The sequence below is a fragment of the Cupriavidus agavae genome (assembly GCF_004217045.1).
Taxonomy (GTDB): domain Bacteria; phylum Pseudomonadota; class Gammaproteobacteria; order Burkholderiales; family Burkholderiaceae; genus Cupriavidus; species Cupriavidus agavae.
In genome coordinates this window covers 1-20,209 of record NZ_SGXM01000014.1, presented here as the reverse complement: position 1 = coordinate 20,209, position 20,209 = coordinate 1, and the positions used below count along the sequence as shown (strand labels likewise).

16 protein-coding genes and 1 tRNA gene are annotated in these 20,209 nt (G+C 69.0%); 13 read left to right on the top strand and 4 right to left on the bottom strand.

The annotated features are described in order from the left end of the window. Positions 1–2 precede the first annotated feature (2 nt). The 9 genes from fdxH to EV147_RS25275 all read left to right on the top strand — a co-directional run bounded on the left by fdxH (position 3) and on the right by EV147_RS25275 (position 8,722). A complete protein-coding gene (fdxH, locus tag EV147_RS25310; protein WP_130393983.1) occupies positions 3–980 on the top strand; it encodes a formate dehydrogenase subunit beta in 978 nt (325 codons plus the stop codon). Continuing rightward, the gene (locus EV147_RS25305) at positions 967–1,611 is read left to right on the top strand and encodes a formate dehydrogenase subunit gamma (RefSeq protein ID WP_130393982.1); all 645 of its coding nucleotides are present in this window, start codon (positions 967–969) and stop codon (positions 1,609–1,611) included. Before fdxH ends, EV147_RS25305 begins: the two co-directional genes overlap by 14 nt. Positions 1,612–1,654: 43 nt before the next feature. Next, on the top strand, positions 1,655–2,587 hold the full coding sequence (gene fdhE / locus EV147_RS25300; protein ID WP_130393981.1) for a formate dehydrogenase accessory protein FdhE: 933 nt from the start codon (positions 1,655–1,657) through the stop codon (positions 2,585–2,587). After that, complete coding sequence (selA, locus tag EV147_RS25295) at positions 2,571–4,016, top strand: L-seryl-tRNA(Sec) selenium transferase (RefSeq protein ID WP_235845023.1); 1,446 nt, start codon at positions 2,571–2,573, stop codon at positions 4,014–4,016. The genes fdhE and selA overlap by 17 nt, the downstream gene beginning before the upstream one ends. Next, entirely contained in the window at positions 4,013–5,914 is a 1,902-nt protein-coding gene (gene selB, locus EV147_RS25290) for a selenocysteine-specific translation elongation factor (protein ID WP_130393980.1), read from the top strand. Before selA ends, selB begins: the two co-directional genes overlap by 4 nt. 24 nt (positions 5,915–5,938) lie before the next feature. After that, positions 5,939–6,034 (top strand) — tRNA-Sec (locus EV147_RS26055). Positions 6,035–6,136: 102 nt separating this feature from the next. Further along, positions 6,137–7,252: a transglutaminase-like domain-containing protein gene (locus tag EV147_RS25285; RefSeq protein WP_130393979.1), complete on the top strand. Its 1,116-nt coding sequence runs from the start codon at positions 6,137–6,139 to the stop codon at positions 7,250–7,252. 532 nt (positions 7,253–7,784) lie between these two features. After that, a complete protein-coding gene (gene fur / locus EV147_RS25280) occupies positions 7,785–8,225 on the top strand; it encodes a ferric iron uptake transcriptional regulator (RefSeq protein ID WP_130393978.1) in 441 nt (146 codons plus the stop codon). A gap of 146 nt (positions 8,226–8,371) precedes the next feature. Further along, positions 8,372–8,722, top strand: coding sequence for a hypothetical protein (locus tag EV147_RS25275; protein WP_130393977.1), 351 nt, complete (start codon positions 8,372–8,374; stop codon positions 8,720–8,722). A 15-nt stretch (positions 8,723–8,737) separates the two neighbouring features. Here the strand turns inward: EV147_RS25275 and EV147_RS25270 are convergent, their stop codons facing one another. Next, positions 8,738–9,649, bottom strand: a complete 912-nt coding sequence (locus EV147_RS25270; protein WP_130393976.1) for a DMT family transporter — start codon at positions 9,647–9,649, stop codon at positions 8,738–8,740. Between the two features lie 555 nt (positions 9,650–10,204). Between EV147_RS25270 and EV147_RS25265 the strand changes: the two genes are divergently transcribed. Beyond that, positions 10,205–10,561 (top strand): PadR family transcriptional regulator, encoded by a 357-nt coding sequence (locus tag EV147_RS25265; RefSeq protein WP_130393975.1) that lies wholly within the window; start codon positions 10,205–10,207, stop codon positions 10,559–10,561. Between the two features lie 145 nt (positions 10,562–10,706). On the opposite strand, the gene EV147_RS25260 is transcribed toward EV147_RS25265, so the two are convergent. Next, the gene (locus tag EV147_RS25260; RefSeq protein WP_130393974.1) at positions 10,707–13,550 is read right to left on the bottom strand and encodes a bifunctional diguanylate cyclase/phosphodiesterase; all 2,844 of its coding nucleotides are present in this window, start codon (positions 13,548–13,550) and stop codon (positions 10,707–10,709) included. Between the two features lie 297 nt (positions 13,551–13,847). On the opposite strand from EV147_RS25260, the gene EV147_RS25255 reads away from it, so the two are divergent. Beyond that, a complete protein-coding gene (locus tag EV147_RS25255) occupies positions 13,848–15,833 on the top strand; it encodes a diguanylate cyclase domain-containing protein (RefSeq protein WP_130393973.1) in 1,986 nt (661 codons plus the stop codon). A 70-nt stretch (positions 15,834–15,903) separates the two neighbouring features. Here the strand turns inward: EV147_RS25255 and EV147_RS25250 are convergent, their stop codons facing one another. Next, positions 15,904–16,275, bottom strand: a complete 372-nt coding sequence (locus EV147_RS25250; RefSeq protein ID WP_130393972.1) for a hypothetical protein — start codon at positions 16,273–16,275, stop codon at positions 15,904–15,906. A 250-nt stretch (positions 16,276–16,525) separates the two neighbouring features. Between EV147_RS25250 and EV147_RS25245 the strand changes: the two genes are divergently transcribed. Both EV147_RS25245 and fumC read left to right on the top strand, forming a co-directional pair. Further along, positions 16,526–16,876 carry a four-helix bundle copper-binding protein gene (locus EV147_RS25245; RefSeq protein ID WP_130393971.1) on the top strand — a complete coding sequence of 117 codons (351 nt, stop codon included), beginning with the start codon at positions 16,526–16,528 and terminating at the stop codon, positions 16,874–16,876. Between the two features lie 134 nt (positions 16,877–17,010). Beyond that, entirely contained in the window at positions 17,011–18,414 is a 1,404-nt protein-coding gene (fumC, locus tag EV147_RS25240) for a class II fumarate hydratase (RefSeq protein WP_130393970.1), read from the top strand. On the opposite strand, the gene EV147_RS26050 is transcribed toward fumC, so the two are convergent. Continuing rightward, positions 18,389–20,209 (bottom strand): glycosyltransferase family 9 protein (locus tag EV147_RS26050; RefSeq protein ID WP_157994729.1); only part of this gene is annotated, 1,821 nt, incomplete at its 5' end. The genes fumC and EV147_RS26050 overlap by 26 nt on opposite strands.

Sequence of the window (20,209 nt, the reverse complement as noted above, 5' to 3'; positions counted from 1 at the left end):
CCATGGCACTACAGTCACTCGATATCGTCCGGCAGTCGGCCACCACCACGCAGACGCCCAACGTGCGCCAGCCGGTCACGGGCAGCGTGGCCAAGCTGATCGACACCACCAAGTGCATCGGCTGCAAGGCCTGCCAGGCCGCCTGCATGGAGTGGAACGACCTGCGTGGCGACGTGGGCGTCAACGTGGGCGTCTATGACAACCCGGCTGACCTCGACGAGCACACCTGGACCCTGATGCGGTTTGCCGAGTACGAGAACCCGAACGGCAACCTGGAATGGCTGATCCGCAAGGACGGCTGCATGCATTGCGAAGACCCCGGCTGCCTCAAGGCTTGCCCGGCGCCGGGCGCCATCGTGCAGTACGCCAACGGCATCGTCGATTTCCACGAGGAAAACTGCATCGGGTGCGGCTACTGCATCACCGGGTGCCCGTTCAACATCCCGCGCATCTCGAAGACCGACCACAAGGCGTACAAGTGCACGCTGTGCTCTGACCGCGTGGCCGTGGGACAGGAGCCGGCCTGCGTGAAGACCTGCCCGACCGGCGCCATCGTCTTCGGCACCAAGACCGACATGATCGCGCACGCCGAGGAACGCGTGGTGGACCTCAAGGAGCGCGGGTTCGCCCACGCCGGGCTCTACGACCCGCCCGGCGTGGGCGGCACGCACGTGATGTACGTGCTGCATCACGCGGACGATCCCACGCTGTACAACCACCTGCCCGCGGACCCGCACATCAGCCCGCTGGTGAGCCTGTGGAAGGGCATGGCCAAGCCACTGGCCGTGGCCGGCATGGCGCTGGCGGCGCTGGCCGGCTTCTTCCACTACATCCGCGTGGGACCGAACGAGACCGGGCCGGAGGACGAGGCGGCCGCCGAGGACGAGATCGTGCGCAGCGGGCGCGACAGTCCCAAGCCGCGCGGTACCCCCGACGAAATCGTGCCACCCGAGGAGGAGGTCCGCGATGAGAATCGATAAGCAACGCGAAGCGTTCATCCGCCGCTACACGGCCGGCGAGCGCACCAACCACTGGCTCGTGGCGCTGACATTCGTGCTGCTGGCGCTCTCGGGGCTGGCGCTGTTCCATCCGTCGATGTACTGGCTCAGCAACCTGTTCGGCGGCGGCACCTGGACGCGCATCCTGCACCCGTTCATCGGCGTGGTGATGTTCGTGGCGTTCGCCATCCTGGCCGTGAAGTTCTGGCATCACAACCTGATGACCTGGAGCGACCGCGAATGGCTGCGCCACGGCCGCGAGGTGCTGGCCAACCGCGAGGAGAACGTGCCCGAGGTGGGCCGCTACAACGCCGGCCAGAAGCTGCTGTTCTTCGTGATGGTGGCGTGCCTGGTGCTGCTGCTGGCCAGCGGCATCGTCATGTGGCGCGCCTACTTCGCGTTCCTGTTCCCGATCTGGGCCATCCGGCTGGCGTCGGTGGTGCATGCCGTTTGCGCATTCCTGCTGATTTGCGGCATCATCGTGCACATCTATGCGGCGGTCTGGGTCAAGGGATCGGTGCAGGCCATGACGCGCGGCACCGTGACGCCGGGCTGGGCGTGGAAACATCACCGCGCCTGGTTCCGCGAGAACTTCCGGCCGGGCGACAAATAGCGGCGCCGCCGGCTGACCGGGGCGCTCGCCAAAGGACGATACGATGGTGCAGCGCATTCTGGAGCCGGCGGAAATCGAATCGAACGACCACGTTGCCATCGCGCGCGTGCGCCTGCCCGAGCGCGGCGAGCTCTTCGCCGCCCGGGCCGCGCGGCTGCGGCAACTGGCACCGGCCAGCCCGATCGGCGCCTACCTGCTGCTGATGGCCCACGTGGCCGACGCCCAGCACGCACTCGCCGCCACGCACGACGTTCCCCCGCCCTCCCCCGCCGATATCGAGCGCGCCGCCGAGCACTGCATGCCGCTGCTGGCCGCGCCCGACCTGACGCTGCACGGTGCCGACGCGCTGTTCGCCCGGCTGGCCGACCAGCCCGAACTGGCGGCGCCGGTCGGGAAGCTCCGGGCCATGTCCGCCGAAGCCCGCCACGCGCAGTTGCAGGCGCTGCTTGGCCTGCCGGGCGCCGACGGCGAGGCCGATGTCGATGCCACGCTCGCCCCGTTCCTGATGGCCGCGCTGCAGCTGGACCGCACCGTGCTGGCCAGCCGGCTGCGCGAGCAGGACATTCCGATGCTCGACGTGCACACGGTCTGCCCGGTCTGCGGCACCCCGCCCGTGGCCAGCATCGTGCGCATCGGCGGCCGCTACCAGGGCCTGCGCTACCTGCACTGCGGCCTGTGCGCCACCGAATGGCACATGGTGCGCGTGAAGTGCAGCCATTGCGAATCGACCGAGGGCATCTCCTACTACGCGGTGGAGGGCCAGGGCGACGCGCTCAAGGCCGAGACCTGCGAGCCGTGCCATCACTACCGCAAGGTCTGCTACATGGAGAAGGACCAGCTGGCCGAGCCGCTGGCCGACGACCTGGCCTCGCTGGCGCTCGACGTGATGATGGGCGCCGCCGGCTACGGGCGGCCCAACGGCAACCCGCTGCTGTGGCTGGCCGATGACGACGGGCCCGATGACGATGAACGATAGCGTCTCGATGCCGGCCCGGCCCGCCGATATCCCGTCCGTCGACCGGCTGCTGAACCTGCCCGCGCTCCAGCCACTGCTCGACCAGTACGGCCGCGCGCCCGCCACCGCCACGCTGCGGCGCCTGCTCGATACCCTGCGCGCACGCGCCGTCGCCGGCGAACTGACGCGCCAGGCGCTGGCCGAACCCGCGCTCGTGCAGGCGCTGGCCGCCCGGCTCGCCCGCGAGCACCAGCCCCGCCTGCGTGCCGTCTTCAACCTGACCGGCACCGTGCTGCACACCAACCTCGGCCGCGCGCTGCTGCCAGACAGCGCCGTGCAGGCCGTGATGCGCGCGATGACCGCGCCAGCCAACCTCGAATTCGACCTCGCTACCGGCGGCCGGGGCGACCGTGATGACCTGATCGGCGACCTGCTCTGCACGCTGACCGGCGCCGAGGCCGCCACCGTGGTCAACAACAATGCCGCCGCCGTGCTGCTGATGCTGAACACGCTGGCCACGCGGCGCGAGGTGGTGGTGTCGCGCGGCGAACTGGTGGAGATCGGCGGCGCGTTCCGCATCCCCGACATCATGCAGCGGGCCGGCGCCCGGCTGGTCGAGATCGGCACCACCAACCGCACGCATCCGCACGATTACGCCAACGCCGTGGGGGCGCGCACGGCCCTGCTGATGAAGGTCCACTGCAGCAACTACGAGATCACCGGTTTCACGCGCAGCGTGGACGTGGCCGAGGTGGTCCGCATTGCCCAGCCGCACGGCATTCCGGTGGTGGTCGATCTCGGCAGCGGCACGCTGTGCGACCTCACGCGCTGGGGCCTGCCGCGCGAGACCACCGTGCGCGAGACGATCGAGGCCGGCGCCGACCTCGTGACCTTCAGCGGCGACAAGCTGCTGGGCGGCCCGCAGGCCGGCATGATCGTGGGCCGCGCCGACCTGATCGCGAAGATCAAGAGGAACCCGCTCAAGCGCGCGCTGCGCGTGGGCAAGCTCACACTTGCCGCACTGGAGCCGGTGCTGCAGTGCTACCGCGACCCCGACACACTGGCGCAGGCCCTGCCGACGCTGCGGCTGCTGACGCGCCAGTCCGGCGAGATCGCGGCGCTGGCGGAACGCCTGCTGCTCCCGGTGCAGGCCGCGCTGGGCGAAGCGTGGCAGGTGGCAGCGGTGCCGATGGTCAGCCAGATCGGCAGCGGCGCGTTGCCGGGCGGCCAGTTGCAGAGCCACGGGCTGGTCATCGGCCCGCGCGAGCAGGAGAAGCGCAGCGGACGCCGGCTGCAGCAACTGGAAGCCGCGCTGCGCGCGCTGCCGCGTCCCGTGATCGGCCGCGTGGCCGAACAGGCGCTGTGGCTGGACCTGCGCTGCCTCGAAGCCACGGACGAGGCCGCCTTCGCCGCGCAGTGGCCCGCCGTTGCGGAGGCGCTGCGCCGATGATCGTTGGCACCGCCGGCCATATCGACCATGGCAAGACCACGCTGGTGCGGGCGCTGACCGGCGTGGATACCGACCGGCTCAAGGAAGAGAAGGCGCGCGGCATCTCGATCGAGCTCGGCTATGCCTACACGCCGCTGCCCAACGGCGACGTGCTGGGCTATATCGACGTGCCCGGCCACGAGCGGCTGATCCACACGATGGCCGCCGGCGCCAGCGGCATCGACCTGGCCCTGCTGGTGATTGCCGCCGACGACGGCGTCATGCCGCAGACGCGCGAACACCTGGGCATCGTCGCACGGCTCGGGGTGCCGCGCGCCGTCGTGGCGCTGACCAAGGCGGATCGGGTCGAGCCCGGCCGGCTGGCTGCCGTGCAGGCGGAGACCGGCGCGCTGCTGGCCGGCACGCCCTACGACAACGCTCCCTGCTTCGCCGTGAACGCCACCGATCCGGACGATGCCGGCGTGGCCAACCTGCGCGCCTGGCTCCATGACATCGCGCAGCAGTTGCCGGCGCGCGCCGCGCCCGGACGCTTCCGGCTGGCGGTGGACCGCGTCTTCACGCTGGCCGGCCACGGCACGGTCGTGACCGGCACGGTGCTGAACGGCCAGATCAACGTGGGCGAGATCGTCGAAGTGGCGCCGGCCGGCCTGCCCGCGCGGGTGCGCAGCCTGCACGCGCAGCAGCGCGAGGCCAGCGTGGGCGTGGCCGGGCAACGCTGCGCGCTGAACCTGGCCGGCATCGAGAAAAGCGAGATCCGGCGCGGCGACTGGATCGTCGATCCGGCCCTGATGGCGCCCGCCACGCGGCTCGATGTGCGGCTGTCGCTGCAGCCGGGCACCGGCGCGCGCCTGGGACACTGGGCGCCGGTGCACGTGCACCTTGGCGCCGCGCACCGCGTGGCCAACGTGGTGCTGCTCGAGGGCGAAGCGCTCGACGCCGGCGGCTCGGCGCTGGCGCAACTGGTGTTCGGCGCGCCGGTCTGCGCGCTGGCCGGCGACCGCTTCATCGTGCGCAACGCGCAGGCCACGCAGACCGTGGGCGGCGGGCTCGTGCTAGACAACGTGGCGCCCGAGCGCCACCGGCGCGCGCCGGCCCGGCTGGGCTGGCTCCATGCCGTGGAACGCCTGACCGGGGGCGAGGGATTGCTGGCGCTGCTGGAACAGGCGCCGCACGGCATCGAGCGCGGCCGGCTGCTGCGCCTGACCGGGATCGACGCCGCGCAGTGGGTGCTGCCCGAAGGCGTCGTGCCGCTCGGCGACAGCCTGATCCTGCCGGCCTTCCTGGCCGCGCAGCGCACGCGCGTGCTCGACACGCTCGCCGCGTTCCACGACCGGCTGCCCGACGAACCCGGCATGGGCGCCGGCTCGCTGCGCCGCGTGGCATTCGCCGGCGCGCCGGTGCCGGACGCGCTCTGGTCGGCGCTGCTGGACATGCTGCTGCGGGACGGCGCGCTGGAGCGGCAGGGCGGCTGGCTGCGGCTGCCGGGCCGCACCATCGTGATGTCGGATGCAGACCAGGCACTCGCCGCCAGCGTACTGCCGCGTACGGTAGCCGGCGGCTTCGACCCGCCCTGGGTGCGCGACCACGCCACCGCGCTGCAGGCGCCCGAGGAGCAGGTCCGGCAACTGCTGCGCAAGCTGGCGCGGCAGGGCACGGTCCACCAGGTGGTGCGCGACCTGTTCTACGACAGCGCCGCCGTCGAGGCGCTGGCACGCATGTTCGGCACGCTGGCCCGGCAGCACGGCCGCGTGGAGGTGGTGGCGTTCCGCGACGCGTCCGGGCTCGGCCGCAAGCGCGCCATCCAGATTCTGGAGTTCTTTGACCGCGCGGGATACACTCGCCGCGTGGGTAACGCCCGCATGGTGCGGCCCGACAGCGAGTGGCGACCGCTGGCCTGACGCATCATCGCCGGTCGATCAAGAGGAAGGCATCCGTATCCGGTGATGCGGCCGGGCTTCAAACCCGGTTGGGGGCGCCAGACGTTCCCAGGTAGGTTCGACTCCTGCTGCTTTCCGCCACCCCTCTTTTCCCCGTTTCCCTGTTCGCGGCCTGTCACCTACCATGCATGAGCAGCGGTTGGGCACGTTTCGAGTCTCGAACTACTCATCCAGGGGAGCACCATGGACAGACGCAACTTCCTGCGGCTCGGCGCCGCAGTCCCGGTTTCCATCGGCGCCGCGGGCATCGCCCCGGCATTTTCCGCAACCGCCGCGCAGGATTCGGTCTCCGCTTCGGATGGCTGGCGCGTCTACGAGATGACCACGGAAGTCGTGCTGCCCGGCTCGGCCGGCCCGGCCACCGTCTGGCTGCCGGTCACCGCCCGGAGCCTGGGCGACTACCAGCGGACGCTGTCGAGCGAGTGGATCGCGCCGGGCGCCCAGGCCCGCGCGGCCCGCGCCGGCCGCTATGGCGTGGACATCGTGGTCGTCGACTGGCCCCAACCCACGCACGGCGCCCCGCTGACGGCCCGCATGGTCAACACCGTGGCGCTGCGCGACCGCGATGTCGACCTCGGCGCGGCGCCGTCGCGCGCTGCCCGCGAATCCGCTGCGGCGCAGCAGGAATACCTGCGGCCCACGCAACTGATGCCTACCGACGGCATCGTGCGCAAGACGGCCCTCGCCATCACCGCGGGCATGACCGACGACATGACCAAGGCGCAGGCCATCTACCAGTGGGTGGTCGACCACACCTGCCGCGACTCCGCCGTGCGCGGCTGCGGCACCGGCGACGTGGTGACCATGCTGAAGACGGGCGGCATCATGAACGGCAAGTGCGCCGACATCAACGGCCTGTTCGTGGCACTGGCCCGCGCCGCCGGCATCCCGGCGCGCGACGCCTACGGGGTGCGAGTGGATAATTCGGCACTCGGATTCAAGGCGCTCGGCAAGGCCGGCGACATCTCGAAAGCCCAGCACTGCCGCGCCGAGTTCTACGCCGCCGGCCTCGGCTGGATACCGGTGGACCCGGCCGATGTCCGCAAGGTGGCCCTCGAAGAAGTGCCCGGCGGCCTGCCGATGACCGATGCCAAGGTCCGCGCCGCCCGCGCCATGCTGTTCGGCGCCTGGGAGGGCAACTGGGTGGCCTACAACCACGGCCACGATGTCCGCCTGCCCGGCGGCACGACCCAGGTGCCATTCCTGATGTATCCGCAGGGCAAGACCACCGCGGGCATGCTCGACAGCCTGGACCCGGCCGCATTCGGATACCGGATTACCTCGCGGCGGGTGGCCTGAGGCAGCGGGCGGCGGGGAGCGCCCCTCGAACGCTCCCCGGCAATCCTCTCGAAACTTTCACAAAAAACAACTTGAAATGAGATCGATTCCCATTTACTATCCATTCACTGTCTGACGCACGGCACGGCCGAGACCGGACAGGAACAGATTGCAGAGGGTTGTTGGAAGCCGGCTGACGCGATAGTCAGTGTTCACCAACAACGTTCGATACCGTCTTTTGTGGGGACCGCTCCGACACACGGAGCGTTTGGTAGTAGCCAGTCGCAGGAAGATCGGGAAAACATCCAGACCCCGTTTTCCCGATCGCGTCATCCAGCGACAAGCCAGGCCACCTTTTTATTCCGCGCGCCGTCCAGGCACGGTGCGCCGTCCAGGTCGATCCGTCACGGGTCGGCCCGCACGATTCCCGCCTGATTCCGACCAGCCCCGGCAGGGGAGCGCCCGACCGAATGCGTCGGGGCCACGCCCCCTGCCCCGGTTCCACCGATCTGGAGTTCCAACCGAGCGTCCGCTATGCGGCGCGAGCTGCCGCATGACTACGTCCACCGTGAATACCGATGCCGTCCCACTGAAGCGCGCCGGCCTGAAGGCCACCTCGCCGCGCATGCACGTGCTGGAGGCGTTCCGCAACAGCGATCGCCGGCACCTGAGCGCGGAAGACGTCTACCGGATCCTGCTCGACCACGAGATCGACGCCGGGTTGTCCACCGTCTACCGCGTGCTGAACCAGCTCGTGCAGGCCAATATCCTGCTGCGCCACAGCTTCGAGCAGGACCACGCCGTCTTTGAGCTCAACGAGGGCGGGCACCACGACCATCTGATCTGCGTGACCTGCGGCGTGGTCGAGGAATTCCGCGACGAGGGCATCGAAGCCCGCCAGAAACACGTGGCCGCGGAGAACGATTTCGTCCTGCGCGAGCACATGCTGGTGCTCTACGGCCTGTGTCCGGTCTGCCAGGACGCCGCGAAGTAAGCCGCGAAGTCAGCCACGAAGTAAGCCGACTGAAAGTCAGCTGCGCGTTTCTTACACGATCGCCAGGGGCTGTTACAAAGGCGTGCGAATGGTAATACGCCACATGGGTAGAGTGGAGTCATGTCCTCTCACCCCTGGTGAACACCATGAGCAAGCGCCCCCTCTATCTCTCCCTGATCCTTGCCGGCACGGCCTCGCTGGCCGTTTCCACCGCCGCTCTCGCCCGTGTCGATGTCGACGTCAACCTTGGCGTGCCCGTTGCGCCCGTGGTCGTGGCGCCGGCGCCGGTCTACGTGGCACCGCGCCCGGTCTACGTGGCGCCGCCCCCGCCGCCGGTGGTGTACCGCCCGGCGCCGGTGATCGTGGCCCCGCCGGTGGTGATCGGCTGGCACGGCGAGCGGTACTGGGATGGCGCCCGCTGGTACAACCGCCGCGAATACCGCGACTACCACGCGCACTACCGCCACGAGCACGACCGCGGCCCGTGGCACCACTGAGCCGTCGCGGCGCCGTCAGGTCCGCGCCGCCGCCGGCGCCACAGCCGGGGCGGACGGCCTGAGCACCAGCCAGACCGCCACGCCGATCAGCAGCATGCCGCCCGCATGGGCCCAGGACAGCGCCTCGCCCAGGAACAGCCATCCCCAGACGATGCCGAACGGCGGAATCAGGAACGTCACGGTCAGCGACCGCACCGGCCCCAGATCGGCAATCAACCGGAAATAGAGCACGTAGGCAATGGCCGTGCAGAACATGCCGAGCGCCAGCATGGCGGCCCAGAGCCCCAGGCCGGTATCGGGCAGCGTGTTGTGCCGGATCAGCGCGGCCACGCTGAACGGCAACAGGAACAGCGTGGCGCCGAGCAGGCTGCCGGCGGCCACCAGCCGGTTATCGAGTCCGCCCTGCGCCGTGATCCAGCGGCGCGTCAGGAATCCGGCCAAGGCATAGCACGACGTGGCCACCAGGCAGGCCAGCGCGCCCAGCAGCACGTCATGCGAGAACACCACCGGCCCGGTGCGCGTCAGCACCGCCACCCCCGCCAGCCCGATCAGCACCCCCAACCCCTTGGCCCGGTTCAGCCGCTCGGCAAAGAACAGCGTGCCGATGACCACGCCCATCAGCGGCGTCATGGCGTTGAAGATCGCCGAATACCCGGCCGGCAGCCACAGCGCGGCCACCGCGTACATCACGAACGGAATCCCGGAGTTGATGACGCCCAGCACGATGACCGCGCGCCATTTGCCCTGCAGGTCCCATCGCACACCGAGGAACGGGAGGCAGGCGGCCAGCGTCACCGCGCCAATCAGCACGCGGAAGAAGGCGGTTGGCAGCGGGCCGAGCACGGGCGCGGCGATGCGGATGAACAGGAAGCTCGCGCCCCAGATGGCGGACAGCACGAGCAGGCGGACAAGGTGGGCGGGTTGCATGGGCGGGTTACGCAATGATGAGGAAAAGAAGGGACTGACTGTTGCGGCAAGGCGACAAATCAGGGGGTAAGGCCAGTATTGGGGCGAATCGGGCGGGCCGCAGCCTCCATCAGACGCGCTTTTGGACGAGAACGCTCGCTGGTTTCGGACCTGTGCCGGGACATCGCCACGGTGAGCCAGCGCCGCCAAGTTGACGCCAGATCGTGGTCACATGGCCTCGAAACGGTGAAAAAGCGACCGTTGTTGCATTTTTGCTGCACTATCGCTTTCGAAAGCCTTTCGAGGTCACCCCCCCGATGGAGGGGGCAATACCACATGGCGTGACATCGCGTATTAGATTCCTTTAAACTCTGTTCTGCGCCAGAGTTAATTGACCCCTCCGACGCATTCCCGACAAGCCGCCAGGCAACTCCTGGCGGCTTCTTTTTTTTCGGGACGCCGCAAAAACGCGAAAACACGTATCGTAGCGACTGCGGCGCGTCCCTGGGGTAGGACGTATCGTGCACGTTGCATTCCCGCGTCAACCCATTGCCCCGGTTTTGCGTTGCCCGTCTCATGAAACGACAGTTCCTTGGCCTGCTGGCCCGCGTCTACGTCATGCAATTTGCCATGGAGGTGCCCGCCACCGTGGCCATGCTCGCCGAAATGCTCATGGAGTACGGCTTCCAGGTGGATATCGGCACCGTCCGGCCGCTGTTGCGGGCGCTGCAAATGGAGGGATACCTCGAAAGCGTGCTGCGCGACGGGATCGGCCGGGTCTACCAGCTGACCGAGCAGGGCCGGGAAGAACTGGCCAGCAGCCGCGTGCGCATCGATGAACTGTATCGCCGGCTGCACAATCCGCTGCTTGACGATGACAGCGCCGCGGCACCGGCCCGGCTGGCCAAAGTGGCCGCCACGGCGAATTCCTGACGAATACTGACCGACTTTTGAGCGCCCCCGCTCGCGGAAACCCGGCTGCACGCGTGTGCGTCAGCCGGGTTTTTGTTTTTTCCGGCAGCCCCAGGGCTGCCAGAGCGTACCCGTTTCTGCGTGGATGCCGTGGGGCGTGCCGGCTTTACGCGGCGTGCGCAAACCCCTTGCCGCCGTGGAGGATCTTGCGCAGCGCATCGAGGCCCACGGGCTGGCTGAACAGGTAGCCCTGCACGGCGTCGCAACCCTCGCCGCGCAGGAAGTCGAACTGTTCGCGCGATTCCACGCCTTCGGCCACCACCTGCAGGTGCAGCTGATGCCCCAGCGCGATGATGGCGGCAGCCACGGCGCGGTCGTGGCCCGGCACTGCGAGGTCGTCGACGAATGACTTGTCGATCTTGACCTTGCTGATCGGCAGCCGGGTCAGGTAGCCCAGGCCCGAATAGCCGGTGCCAAAATCGTCGATCGATACGCCCACGCCCAGTTGGCGCACGCGGCGGAACGTCTCCACGGTGGTTTCGCCGCCGTCCACGAGGATGCCTTCGGTCACTTCGATGGTCAGGCTCGCGGCCGGCAGGTCGGCCGCCTGGAGGCAGCGCGCCACGGTGTCGGGGAAATTGGCCTGGCGCAGTTGCAGCGGCGAGATATTGACCGCCACGTCGATATCGCGCCCCAGTTCGCGGCGCAGTTGCTGGATGTCGCGGCAGGCGGTGGCCAGCGTCCATTCGCCAAGCGCGCCGATCAGGCCGCACTGCTCGGCGATCGGGATGAATTCGGAAGGCTGCATCGTGCCGCGCTCGGGGGTTTCCCAGGCAATCAGCGCCTCGACGCCGATCACCGCCAGCGTGGCCACGTCGACAATCGGCTGGTAGCGCAGGCGGAATTCCTGCTCGGCCAGCGCGCGGCGCAGCAGCGCCTCGATCGTGAAGCGTGCCAGCGTGGCCTCGGCCATTTCGCTGGCAAACCGGCGCAGTTGGGCACGGCCGCTCTGCTTGGCCGCGTACATCGCGGAATCGGCCGATTTCAGCAGGTCGGTCAGCGTGTCGCCATCGTCCGGAAAGATCGCCATGCCGAGCGACGGCGTGACGCGCAGCAACTGTCCCGCCAGCTGCAACTCTTCGGACACCCGCGCCAGGATCTTGGCCGCCGCCAGTTCGGCCTCGCTGTCGTGGCGCAGGCCGCCCAGCACCACCGCGAACTCGTCGCCGCCCATGCGCGCCACCACATCGCGCGGCCGCACCGCGCCGCGGATGCGGTCGGCAATCGTGCGCAGCACGTCGTCGCCCACCGGGTGGCCGAGCGTCTCGTTGATGTGCTTGAAATGGTCGAGATCGAGCAGCAGCAGCGCCACGCGGCCGTCCTGGCGCCGCGCCTCGGCCAGTACCGCCTCGGTACGGGCATGCAGTTCGGTGCGGTTGGGCAGGCCGGTCAGCGCATCGTGCTGGGCCAGATGGCGGATGTATTCGTCCACGCGGCGCCGCTCGGTCAGGTCGTGCGCGATGGCCAGGAACGTGGTGTCGGCGCCGCCATCGGACATCGCGGTCAGCGTCAGGTGCACCGGCAGCCGGGAGCCGCCCTTGCGCAGGTAGGTCCATTCGCGCTCGTCAGGCACGCCGAGCCGCGGCTTGGCGACCAGCGCCGGCAGCCCTGCCGAGACCGGCGCGCCGATCTCGCCGGCCAGCACGCGCGCGTGGGCCGCCACCTCGTCGGCATCGTGCAGGCTGGCATACGGCACGCGTCCCACCAGCTCGGGCTCGCCGTACCAGAGCATGCGCTGCCCCGCACGGTTGATGCCGGTGATCATGCCCGTGGCGTCGAACGTGATCACGCAGAACGGCGCCTGGTCGAGCAGCCGGGCATAGCGCAGGCTGGCGGTGGCGGCGCTGCGCTCGGCGCGGGCCAGGCTGGCGCGCAGACCGGCGGCCTCGGCGTGGCTGGCCGCGCCGGCCAGCACCACCTGGCGCCGGGCTTCGCGGCGTTCGCGCGCCAGCCTGAATGCCAGCCCGGCCATGATCAGCGTGGCCAGCCCGCCCAGCAGCAGCACGCGCACGCCGTAGCGGCCGGCGTGGGTGGCTTCGAAGGCGGGGCGGGTGGCGGCATGCAGCGTCCAGGCACGGCCGCCGAATTCGAGCGGGCGCTCGGCCTCGATCATCGGCCGGCTGCCGTGGCGGCGCCGCTCCGCTTCGGCCGGCTCGCCCGACAGCAGATCGCCGCCGGCGCCGGACGGGCCTTCGAACAGCGTCAGCACGAGATCGCTGGCGGCTTCGCCCGATACGCCGCGCATCAGGTCGCCCAGCCGCAGCGACACGTGTACCACGCCGGTCATGGCCTGGCGGCGCTCCTCGGCCGTGGCGGCGGGCGCGCCGGCCGGGAACACCGGCACCACCAGCAACGCGCCGCGCTGCGGTGCCTGGGCCTCCACCTCGCGGATCAGCGCCAGGCCGCGTGTGAGGCGGGGCTGGCCGCTGTCGCGGGCGGCCTCGATGGCGTCGCGCCGGGCCGGTTCGCTGAGCAGGTCGAAGCCTTCGGCGCGCGCGTTGCGTCCGCTATAGGGTTCGATGAACAGGATCGGGGCATGCAGCGGGCCTTCGCCAGGGGGATAGACCTCGTAGCTGGCGCGGCCCTCGGCCTGCGCCGCATCGACCACTTCACCGAGCCGCGCATGCGGCACCACCGGTGCGTAGCCGATCGACTGCGTGCCGGCGGGCAGTTCGTCGAGTTGCGCCGAATAGAGGTAGTCGCGCCACTGCTGGCGCGTGGTCTGCGCATTGGCGCCCATCAGCGCCGCCGCGCCGCGCAGCAGGCGCTCGTTCTCCTGCAGGCGGTCGGTCAGCGCATCGGCGGTACGAGCCAGCAGCGCCTGGACATCGCGCTCGGCCATCTGGTGTTCGAGCCGGTCCGCCAGTCGCCACGCGCCGGCCGTCAGCAACGCGCCGCCCGCTGCAACGAGCAGCGCGAGCAAGGCGGGAGACAGCGATGGCAGTTTCATGGTCGGGCTGGCTGGATCGCGAATGGCAAGGTTGGCGCGCAAGCGGTTGGCTGGCGAAGTTGGCCGCACTATAACCCGGCACCTTACGCCCGGAACATCCCGGACAGCCCCGACAGTGCCGGGACGCACACTTCCGCGAGACGTCCCCGGCCGCTCACCGGTGTCGGCCATCGCGCACCTGCCGCACCGCCGCCATGTTGTCAAACCCCGGTTATTCCGGAATCCCTCGAACGGGTGAGCCGTGTTAGCTTACGCTTGGCCGCTCTATCGGCCCCCCCCGCCGCCCTTCTTCATCGCATGCCCAGGTTATTGCCCTCGCTCAAGGTGCGTATCGCACTGATCACCACGGTGCTGGCCGCCGTGCTTGGTGGCGGCATCGTCATGGGTTCGCTCTATTACGCCCACCGCGACCTCGAAGACGCGCTGCAGAACCAGCAGGATTCCATCGTCAAGCTGTCAGCCGACCAGCTCGACACCGCCATGGAAGACCGCATCGTCATGCTGGCCCACCTGGCGCCGCAGTTGCGCGAGCCGCTGGGCCGTGCGGCGCATCTGGCTCCCGACGTGCTGCGCGAGCAGCTGCGCGACACCGTGGCGCGCACGGTGCCGGTCCCGTCGGCCTTCGAGGCGGTGATGGTGGCCGATGTCCACGGCACGATGCTGACGATGGACGGCATGCCGGCCGACGTGAGCGACCGCCACTACTTCCGCGAGGCCGCCCGTACCCGCAACGTGGTGGTGGCGGCCCCGCTGCGGGCGCGCACCGATGGCTCGCGCGGCGTGCTGGTGGTGGTGCCGGTGCTGGGCGAGGCGGGCACGTTCATGGGGCTGGTGGGCGGCTGGCTCAACCTGGACCATCCGAACTTCCTGGTCGAGATCGGCCATAGCCGACTGGGGACCACGGGCTTCTACTGCCTGGTCTCGGCCGGCGCCGCGCCGGTCTACGTGCAGCATCCCGATCCGGCGCGCGCCCAGCAGCCCGCGCGGCCGTTCGGCGATACCTGCGGCGTGGACGACAGTGCCTCGGCCCTGGAATTCCTCACCCCCACCCGCCCGGTGATCGCGCGCCGGCTGATGGCCACCACCGGCTGGGAACTGGTGGCCGTGCTGCCCGCGCAGGAGGCGTACGGGCCGCTCCGGCAGATGCAGCAACGCTTCCTGATGATGTCCGGCATCGTGCTGGCCGTGGTGGCGCTGCTGATCTGGCTGGCGGTGCGGCAGTTGCTGATGCCGCTGTCGCGGCTGCACCAGGTGGTTCGCGCCAGCAGCAGCGACGTGGACGCCTTCGAGCGGCTGCCCCGGCGGCCCCAGCGCGACGAGATCGGCGACGTCACGCGCGCCTTCATCCGGCTGATGCGCGACGTGCGCGAGCGCAGCCGGCAACTGTCGCGCAGCGAGCGCCGGCTGCGCGCCGTGACCGATACCTTCCCTGCGCTGCTGGCCTTCATCGACACCGACGAGCGCTATATCTTCAACAACCTGGCCTACGAACGGGCGTTCGGCATCCCGGTGGACCGCGTGCGGGGCATGACGGTGCGCGAGCTGCTCGGCGAGGAGCGCTACCTGCGCGCCCGGCCGTACCTGCAGCAGGCGCTGGCCGGCGGCGTGGTGAGTTTCGAGGGCGAATACCTGTTCCCGAACCACCACTGGATGGAAACCAGCTACCGCCCCGAATGGAGCGAGGATGGCGCCCAGGTGGTGGGCGTGCACATCCACGTGCAGGACATCACCGAGCGCAAGCTGGAGACGCTGCGGCTCTCGCACATCTCGCGCACCGATCACCTGACCCAACTACAGAACCGGGCCGCCTTCGAGAGCCACCTGCGCGACGCCATGGCGCTGAGCCGCGCCGAGCACCGGCTGATGGCGCTGCTCTACCTCGACATGGACCGCTTCAAGGCCGTCAACGACGCGCACGGCCATGCCACGGGCGACCTGCTGCTGCAGGCTTTTGCGCTGCGCCTGCGCCGTTGCGTGCGCGAGCAGGACCACGTGGCCCGGCTCGGCGGCGACGAGTTCGCGGTCATCCTGTCGGATATCGGCTCGGCGGAATCGGCGCAGCGCGTGGCCGAGGCCATTCTCGAATCGGTGGGACGGCAGTTCTACTTCGACGGCATCCTGGCCGACGTGGACGTCAGTATCGGCGTGGCGCTGTACCGTGGCGCGCTGCTGAGCGAGGAAGCGTTGATGCGCATGGCCGACGTGCTGCTCTACCGGGCCAAGGCGATGGGACGGGGCAGGTTCGAGATGGGGCCGGCGGAGCTGGTGGCGGTAGAGGCTTGAGCGGCGTTCTGTCGACGCCCCTCTCCCGCAATGCGGGAGAGGGGCGTCAACCGGCAGGCCGAACAAATTTTCAATGGCGCGTCGATTCCTCCGACGCATCCGACGCCTGCGGGGCGTCAGCGTCGAAGGCCACGTGCCGGCCGTCGGCTGACTGGTAGCCCAGCTTGGCGCTCTCGCCCATCATCCGTTCGTAGGCGAGCATCGCCTCGGCCACGGCTTTCGATTCGCCACGGAAGACCACGACGTCGTTGCCGCAGCTCGGGCACTGGCCGCCGAACACGGCGTCGATGCCGCGCAGGTCCGGCGCCGGGATGGCATCGAAATTGGTAAAGGCGGTCTTGCAATGTCCGCAGACCAGTTGCGCGGGCCGCAGTGCGTCCACGCGGGCCTGCGCCTGTTGTGCCCGTTCCTCGGGCGTGCCACGCCGTTTCGCTTCACCCATGATGTTTCCTTTCAACGTCGTGATTGTCGTCAACTGCCGCGTTCTTCGCGCTTCTGCGGACAAGGCCATCCGCAATGGACCCTTGCCGCGCCCGGGGGCGATGCAGCGACGGCCCATTGTAGAACAGTCCGCCTCCGGCCTGCCTCCCGCTCCCGGCACACTCCATGCACGCCTGCTATGGTGAATAACGGTTCCCCCGGGTCCGTGCCGGCTGGCGCGGGCCCTCCCACCCCCCTCAGGAGGCCCACCGATGATCCGACCCACCGTGCAGGAAAACTTCGCCCGCTACGCCGACTGCATTGCCGCCTGCAACGCCGCGGCCGCCGCCGCCCTCAAGTGCGCCGCCGCGTGCCTGGAAGAGCCCGACACCCGCAAGATGGCCCGCTGCATCGCGCTGGACATGGATTGCGCCGGCATTGCCAACCTGGCCGCCTCGTACATGCTGCGCAGCAGCGAGTTCGCGCCGCTGGTCTGCGAGGACTGCGCCGAAGTCTGTAAATGGTGCAAGGAAGAATGTGAACGCCATGACCATTGGCACTGCCAGGAATGTGCCAAGGCATGCCAGGCCTGCATGGAAATGTGCCTCAAGATGACCGCCTGAGCGCCACCGGGCAGTGACGGCCGCCGGCACCGTGCCAAGCACATGCCGGCGGCAGGGGCATGCGGCGCATGTAGCACCGGAGGACTATGCTTACGGTCTCTGCTCGCCGATCTCTAGTCCGAAGGAGTCCGTTCATGTCCGAGAAGTCGTCCGCCACCCGCATCGAGAAAGACAGCCTGGGAGACGTTGCCGTCCCCGCCGACCATCTCTGGGGTGCCCAGACCGAAAGGTCGCGTCAGAATTTCCGCATCGGCAGCGAGAAAATGCCGCCGGCGCTGATCGAGGCGTTCGCGGTGCTCAAGCTCTGCGCCGCGCGCGCCAACCGCGAGCTGGGCGTGCTCAAGCCCGACGTGGCCGACGCCATCGAACGCGCCGCCGAGGAAGTGATCGCCGGCAAGTGGCCGGCCGAGTTCCCGCTGTCGGTGTGGCAGACCGGCTCGGGCACGCAAACCAACATGAACCTCAACGAGGTCATCTCGAACCGCGCCATCCAGATGCTGGGCGGCGAAGTGGGCAGCAAGAAGCCCGTCCACCCGAACGATCACGTCAACGCCAGCCAGTCGTCAAACGACAGCTTCCCGACTGCGATGCACATCGCAGCCACTCGTGCCATCCAGCAGACACTGTTGCCGTCGCTGGAGAAACTGCAACAGACATTCGCAAAAAAGGTCGAGGCGTTCTCTGACATCGTCAAGGTGGGCCGCACCCATCTGCAGGACGCCGTGCCGCTGACGCTGGGCCAGGAGTTCTCGGGCTACATGACGCAGGTAGCCGATGCGCAGTCGCGGCTGCAGCAGGCCATGCTGCGCGCCATGCCAGTGGCCCAGGGCGGCACCGCCGTTGGCACCGGGCTCAACGCGCCGGCCGGTTTCGCGCCGGCCTTCGCGCGGGCCCTGGCGTCCTACACCGGCCTGCCGTTCGAGCCGGCCGCCAACCGCTACGCGCTGCAGGCGGCGCACGATGCGCTGGCAGACCTGTCGGGCGCGCTGAACACCACCGCCTCGTCGTTCCTGAAGATCGCGCGCGATTTCATGCTGCTGGGCTCGGGCCCGCGCGCCGGCTTTGCCGAATTGCAACTGCCCGCCAACGAACCCGGCTCCTCGATCATGCCCGGCAAGGTCAATCCGACGCAGGCCGAGGCGCTGGCGATGGTCTGTTGCCGCGTGATCGGCAACCACACCACGGTGACGCTGGCCAACAGCCTCGGCACGCTCGAACTCAATGCCTACAAGCCGGTGATCGTCTACAGCCTGTTGCAGTCTGTGACACTGCTGGCCGATGCCGCGTCGAGCTTCGCCGAACATATGGTGGAAGGCGTAGAGCCGGACCGCGCACGGATTCAGGAACTGCTGGAGCGGTCTCTGATGACGGTCACCGCGTTGAATCCGCACATCGGCTACGACAAAGCCGCCGAGATCGCCAAGCTCGCCGTGAAGAAGAACCTGTCGCTGCGCGAGGCGGCGATCGATTCCGGCCATGTTACGAACGAGCAGTTCGACCAGTGGATCGACTTCAAGGCAATGACGAAGGAAGTGTGAGCCCCGCACGGCGGGGGGCGCCCGCCCCCTTGCCTCGCGTGGCGGACTCGCGTGGTGCTTCGCGCGCCGCCGCCCGTCCCGCCTCGCGCGCCGCGATCCGCGCCAGCAGATGGCCGTTGAGGCGGGTCACCACCTCTCCCCAACCGCCCCGGAAAGGGTGGCGGAACAGCATGACAGTGGGATACCACGGGCTGTCGTCGCGCGCGTAATGCCAGCGCCAGTCCGCGTAGGCGGGCAGCAACAGCCAGGTGGGCTTGCCCAACGCGCCCGCCAGATGGGCGACCGAAGTGTCCACCGTGATGACCAGGTCGAGGCAGGCCACGGCGCGCGCCGTATCGAGCATGGTTTCGGCCGTCACGCCGATATCGTAGAAGTTCGATCTCTGCGCCGCGTGGACGGCCGCTTCCTGTGCGCCGGAACCCTTCTGCAGGCTGTAGAAGTCCACCTCGGCATGGCCGAACAGCGGATCGAGCATGGACAGGCCCGGCAACGAACGGGAGCGATCGTTCTCGTGATTCGGTTCGCCCCGGAACACGATGCCGACCTTGAGCGCACCATAGCGGCCCGGCAACGCGTAGCGGCCCGCCTCCTGCGGCACGCGCAGATAGGGCACGGAGGTTGGCAGGGCGTCGAGTGACAGCGGCAGCCAGGCCGGGATGTCGTGGGGGTAGACCCAATAGTCGTGTTCCGGCAGCGTTGCGCTGTCTTCGGCGGCGACCACGGCGTTCGCCTCGCCCGAGGCGGCGAACAGCGTCTTGAGCGGCGTCTGGCACAGCACGGTCACGCTGGCCGCGCCGGCCCGTTCGCGCAGGATGCGCGCGAAACGCAGGAAGAAGATCTCGTCGCCAAGGCCAAACTCGCTCCAGATCACGATGCGCTTGCCCGCCAGCGGCTGTCCGGTCCACGCCGGGTAGGCCGAAGGCGGCTGCGCGGTGGTGCGACGGCGCCACGGCCAGTCTTTCACGGCGGCCAGCCGCAGTTGGAAACCTTCCTGAAGCCGCCCGCTGGCAATCACATGCAGGAACCGGTAGAGCCGGGGTTCGCGCGCCTCGGGCTGGCGCTCGACGGCCTGCTGCCAAAGCGTGTCCACCGCATCGATCAGATGCCATTTCATCAGCAGCATGGCGGCGCCATGCGCCACATCGAAGCGCAAGGGATGGCGCCGCAGCGCGTCCTGACAGCGCCGCAGGCAGTCTTCGGCGGTGCGTGCCTGTTCGGCGGGCGCCAGGATCTCGGCGCCGCTGGCCCGCTGTTCGCGCCAGGCTGCCGTATCGAGCTTCTCGTTCCAGAGCCCGAGCATCCGCTCGCCCAGTATCTCCGGGCGCCCCTTGAAGATCAGCTTCTCGATGGCCTGCGGACCCGCCAGCTTCGCCGTCAGCGCCTCGCGCTCGCTCCGGTCATCGATCAGCCGCAGCGCCGCCTCGACGTAGTCCTCCCGCGTGCGGGCGATCGTCCACTCCGGGAACCCCAGCCGGCGGAACATCCCTTCGTCGATGTGCTCGTGCACCTCACGCCCCGTCTTGCACACCCCGATCAGCCCCGCCCAGACCGTATCCACAATGCCGTTCGTGTTGCCGAACGGGAACGGGTTCAGGAACAGGTCACACTCGGCAATCACACGCATGTAATTGTGATAATTCTGATGCTTATGTACCACCACTGAGTCACCCACGATCCGGCGCACCAGGTTGCGCACCTGTGGGAACACCAGCCCACTGGCTTGCCCCACCAGAAAGTGGAACTGCACCGGCACCTTGGCCCTGCGCGCGATCTCGGCGCAGGTTTCGAAGAACCG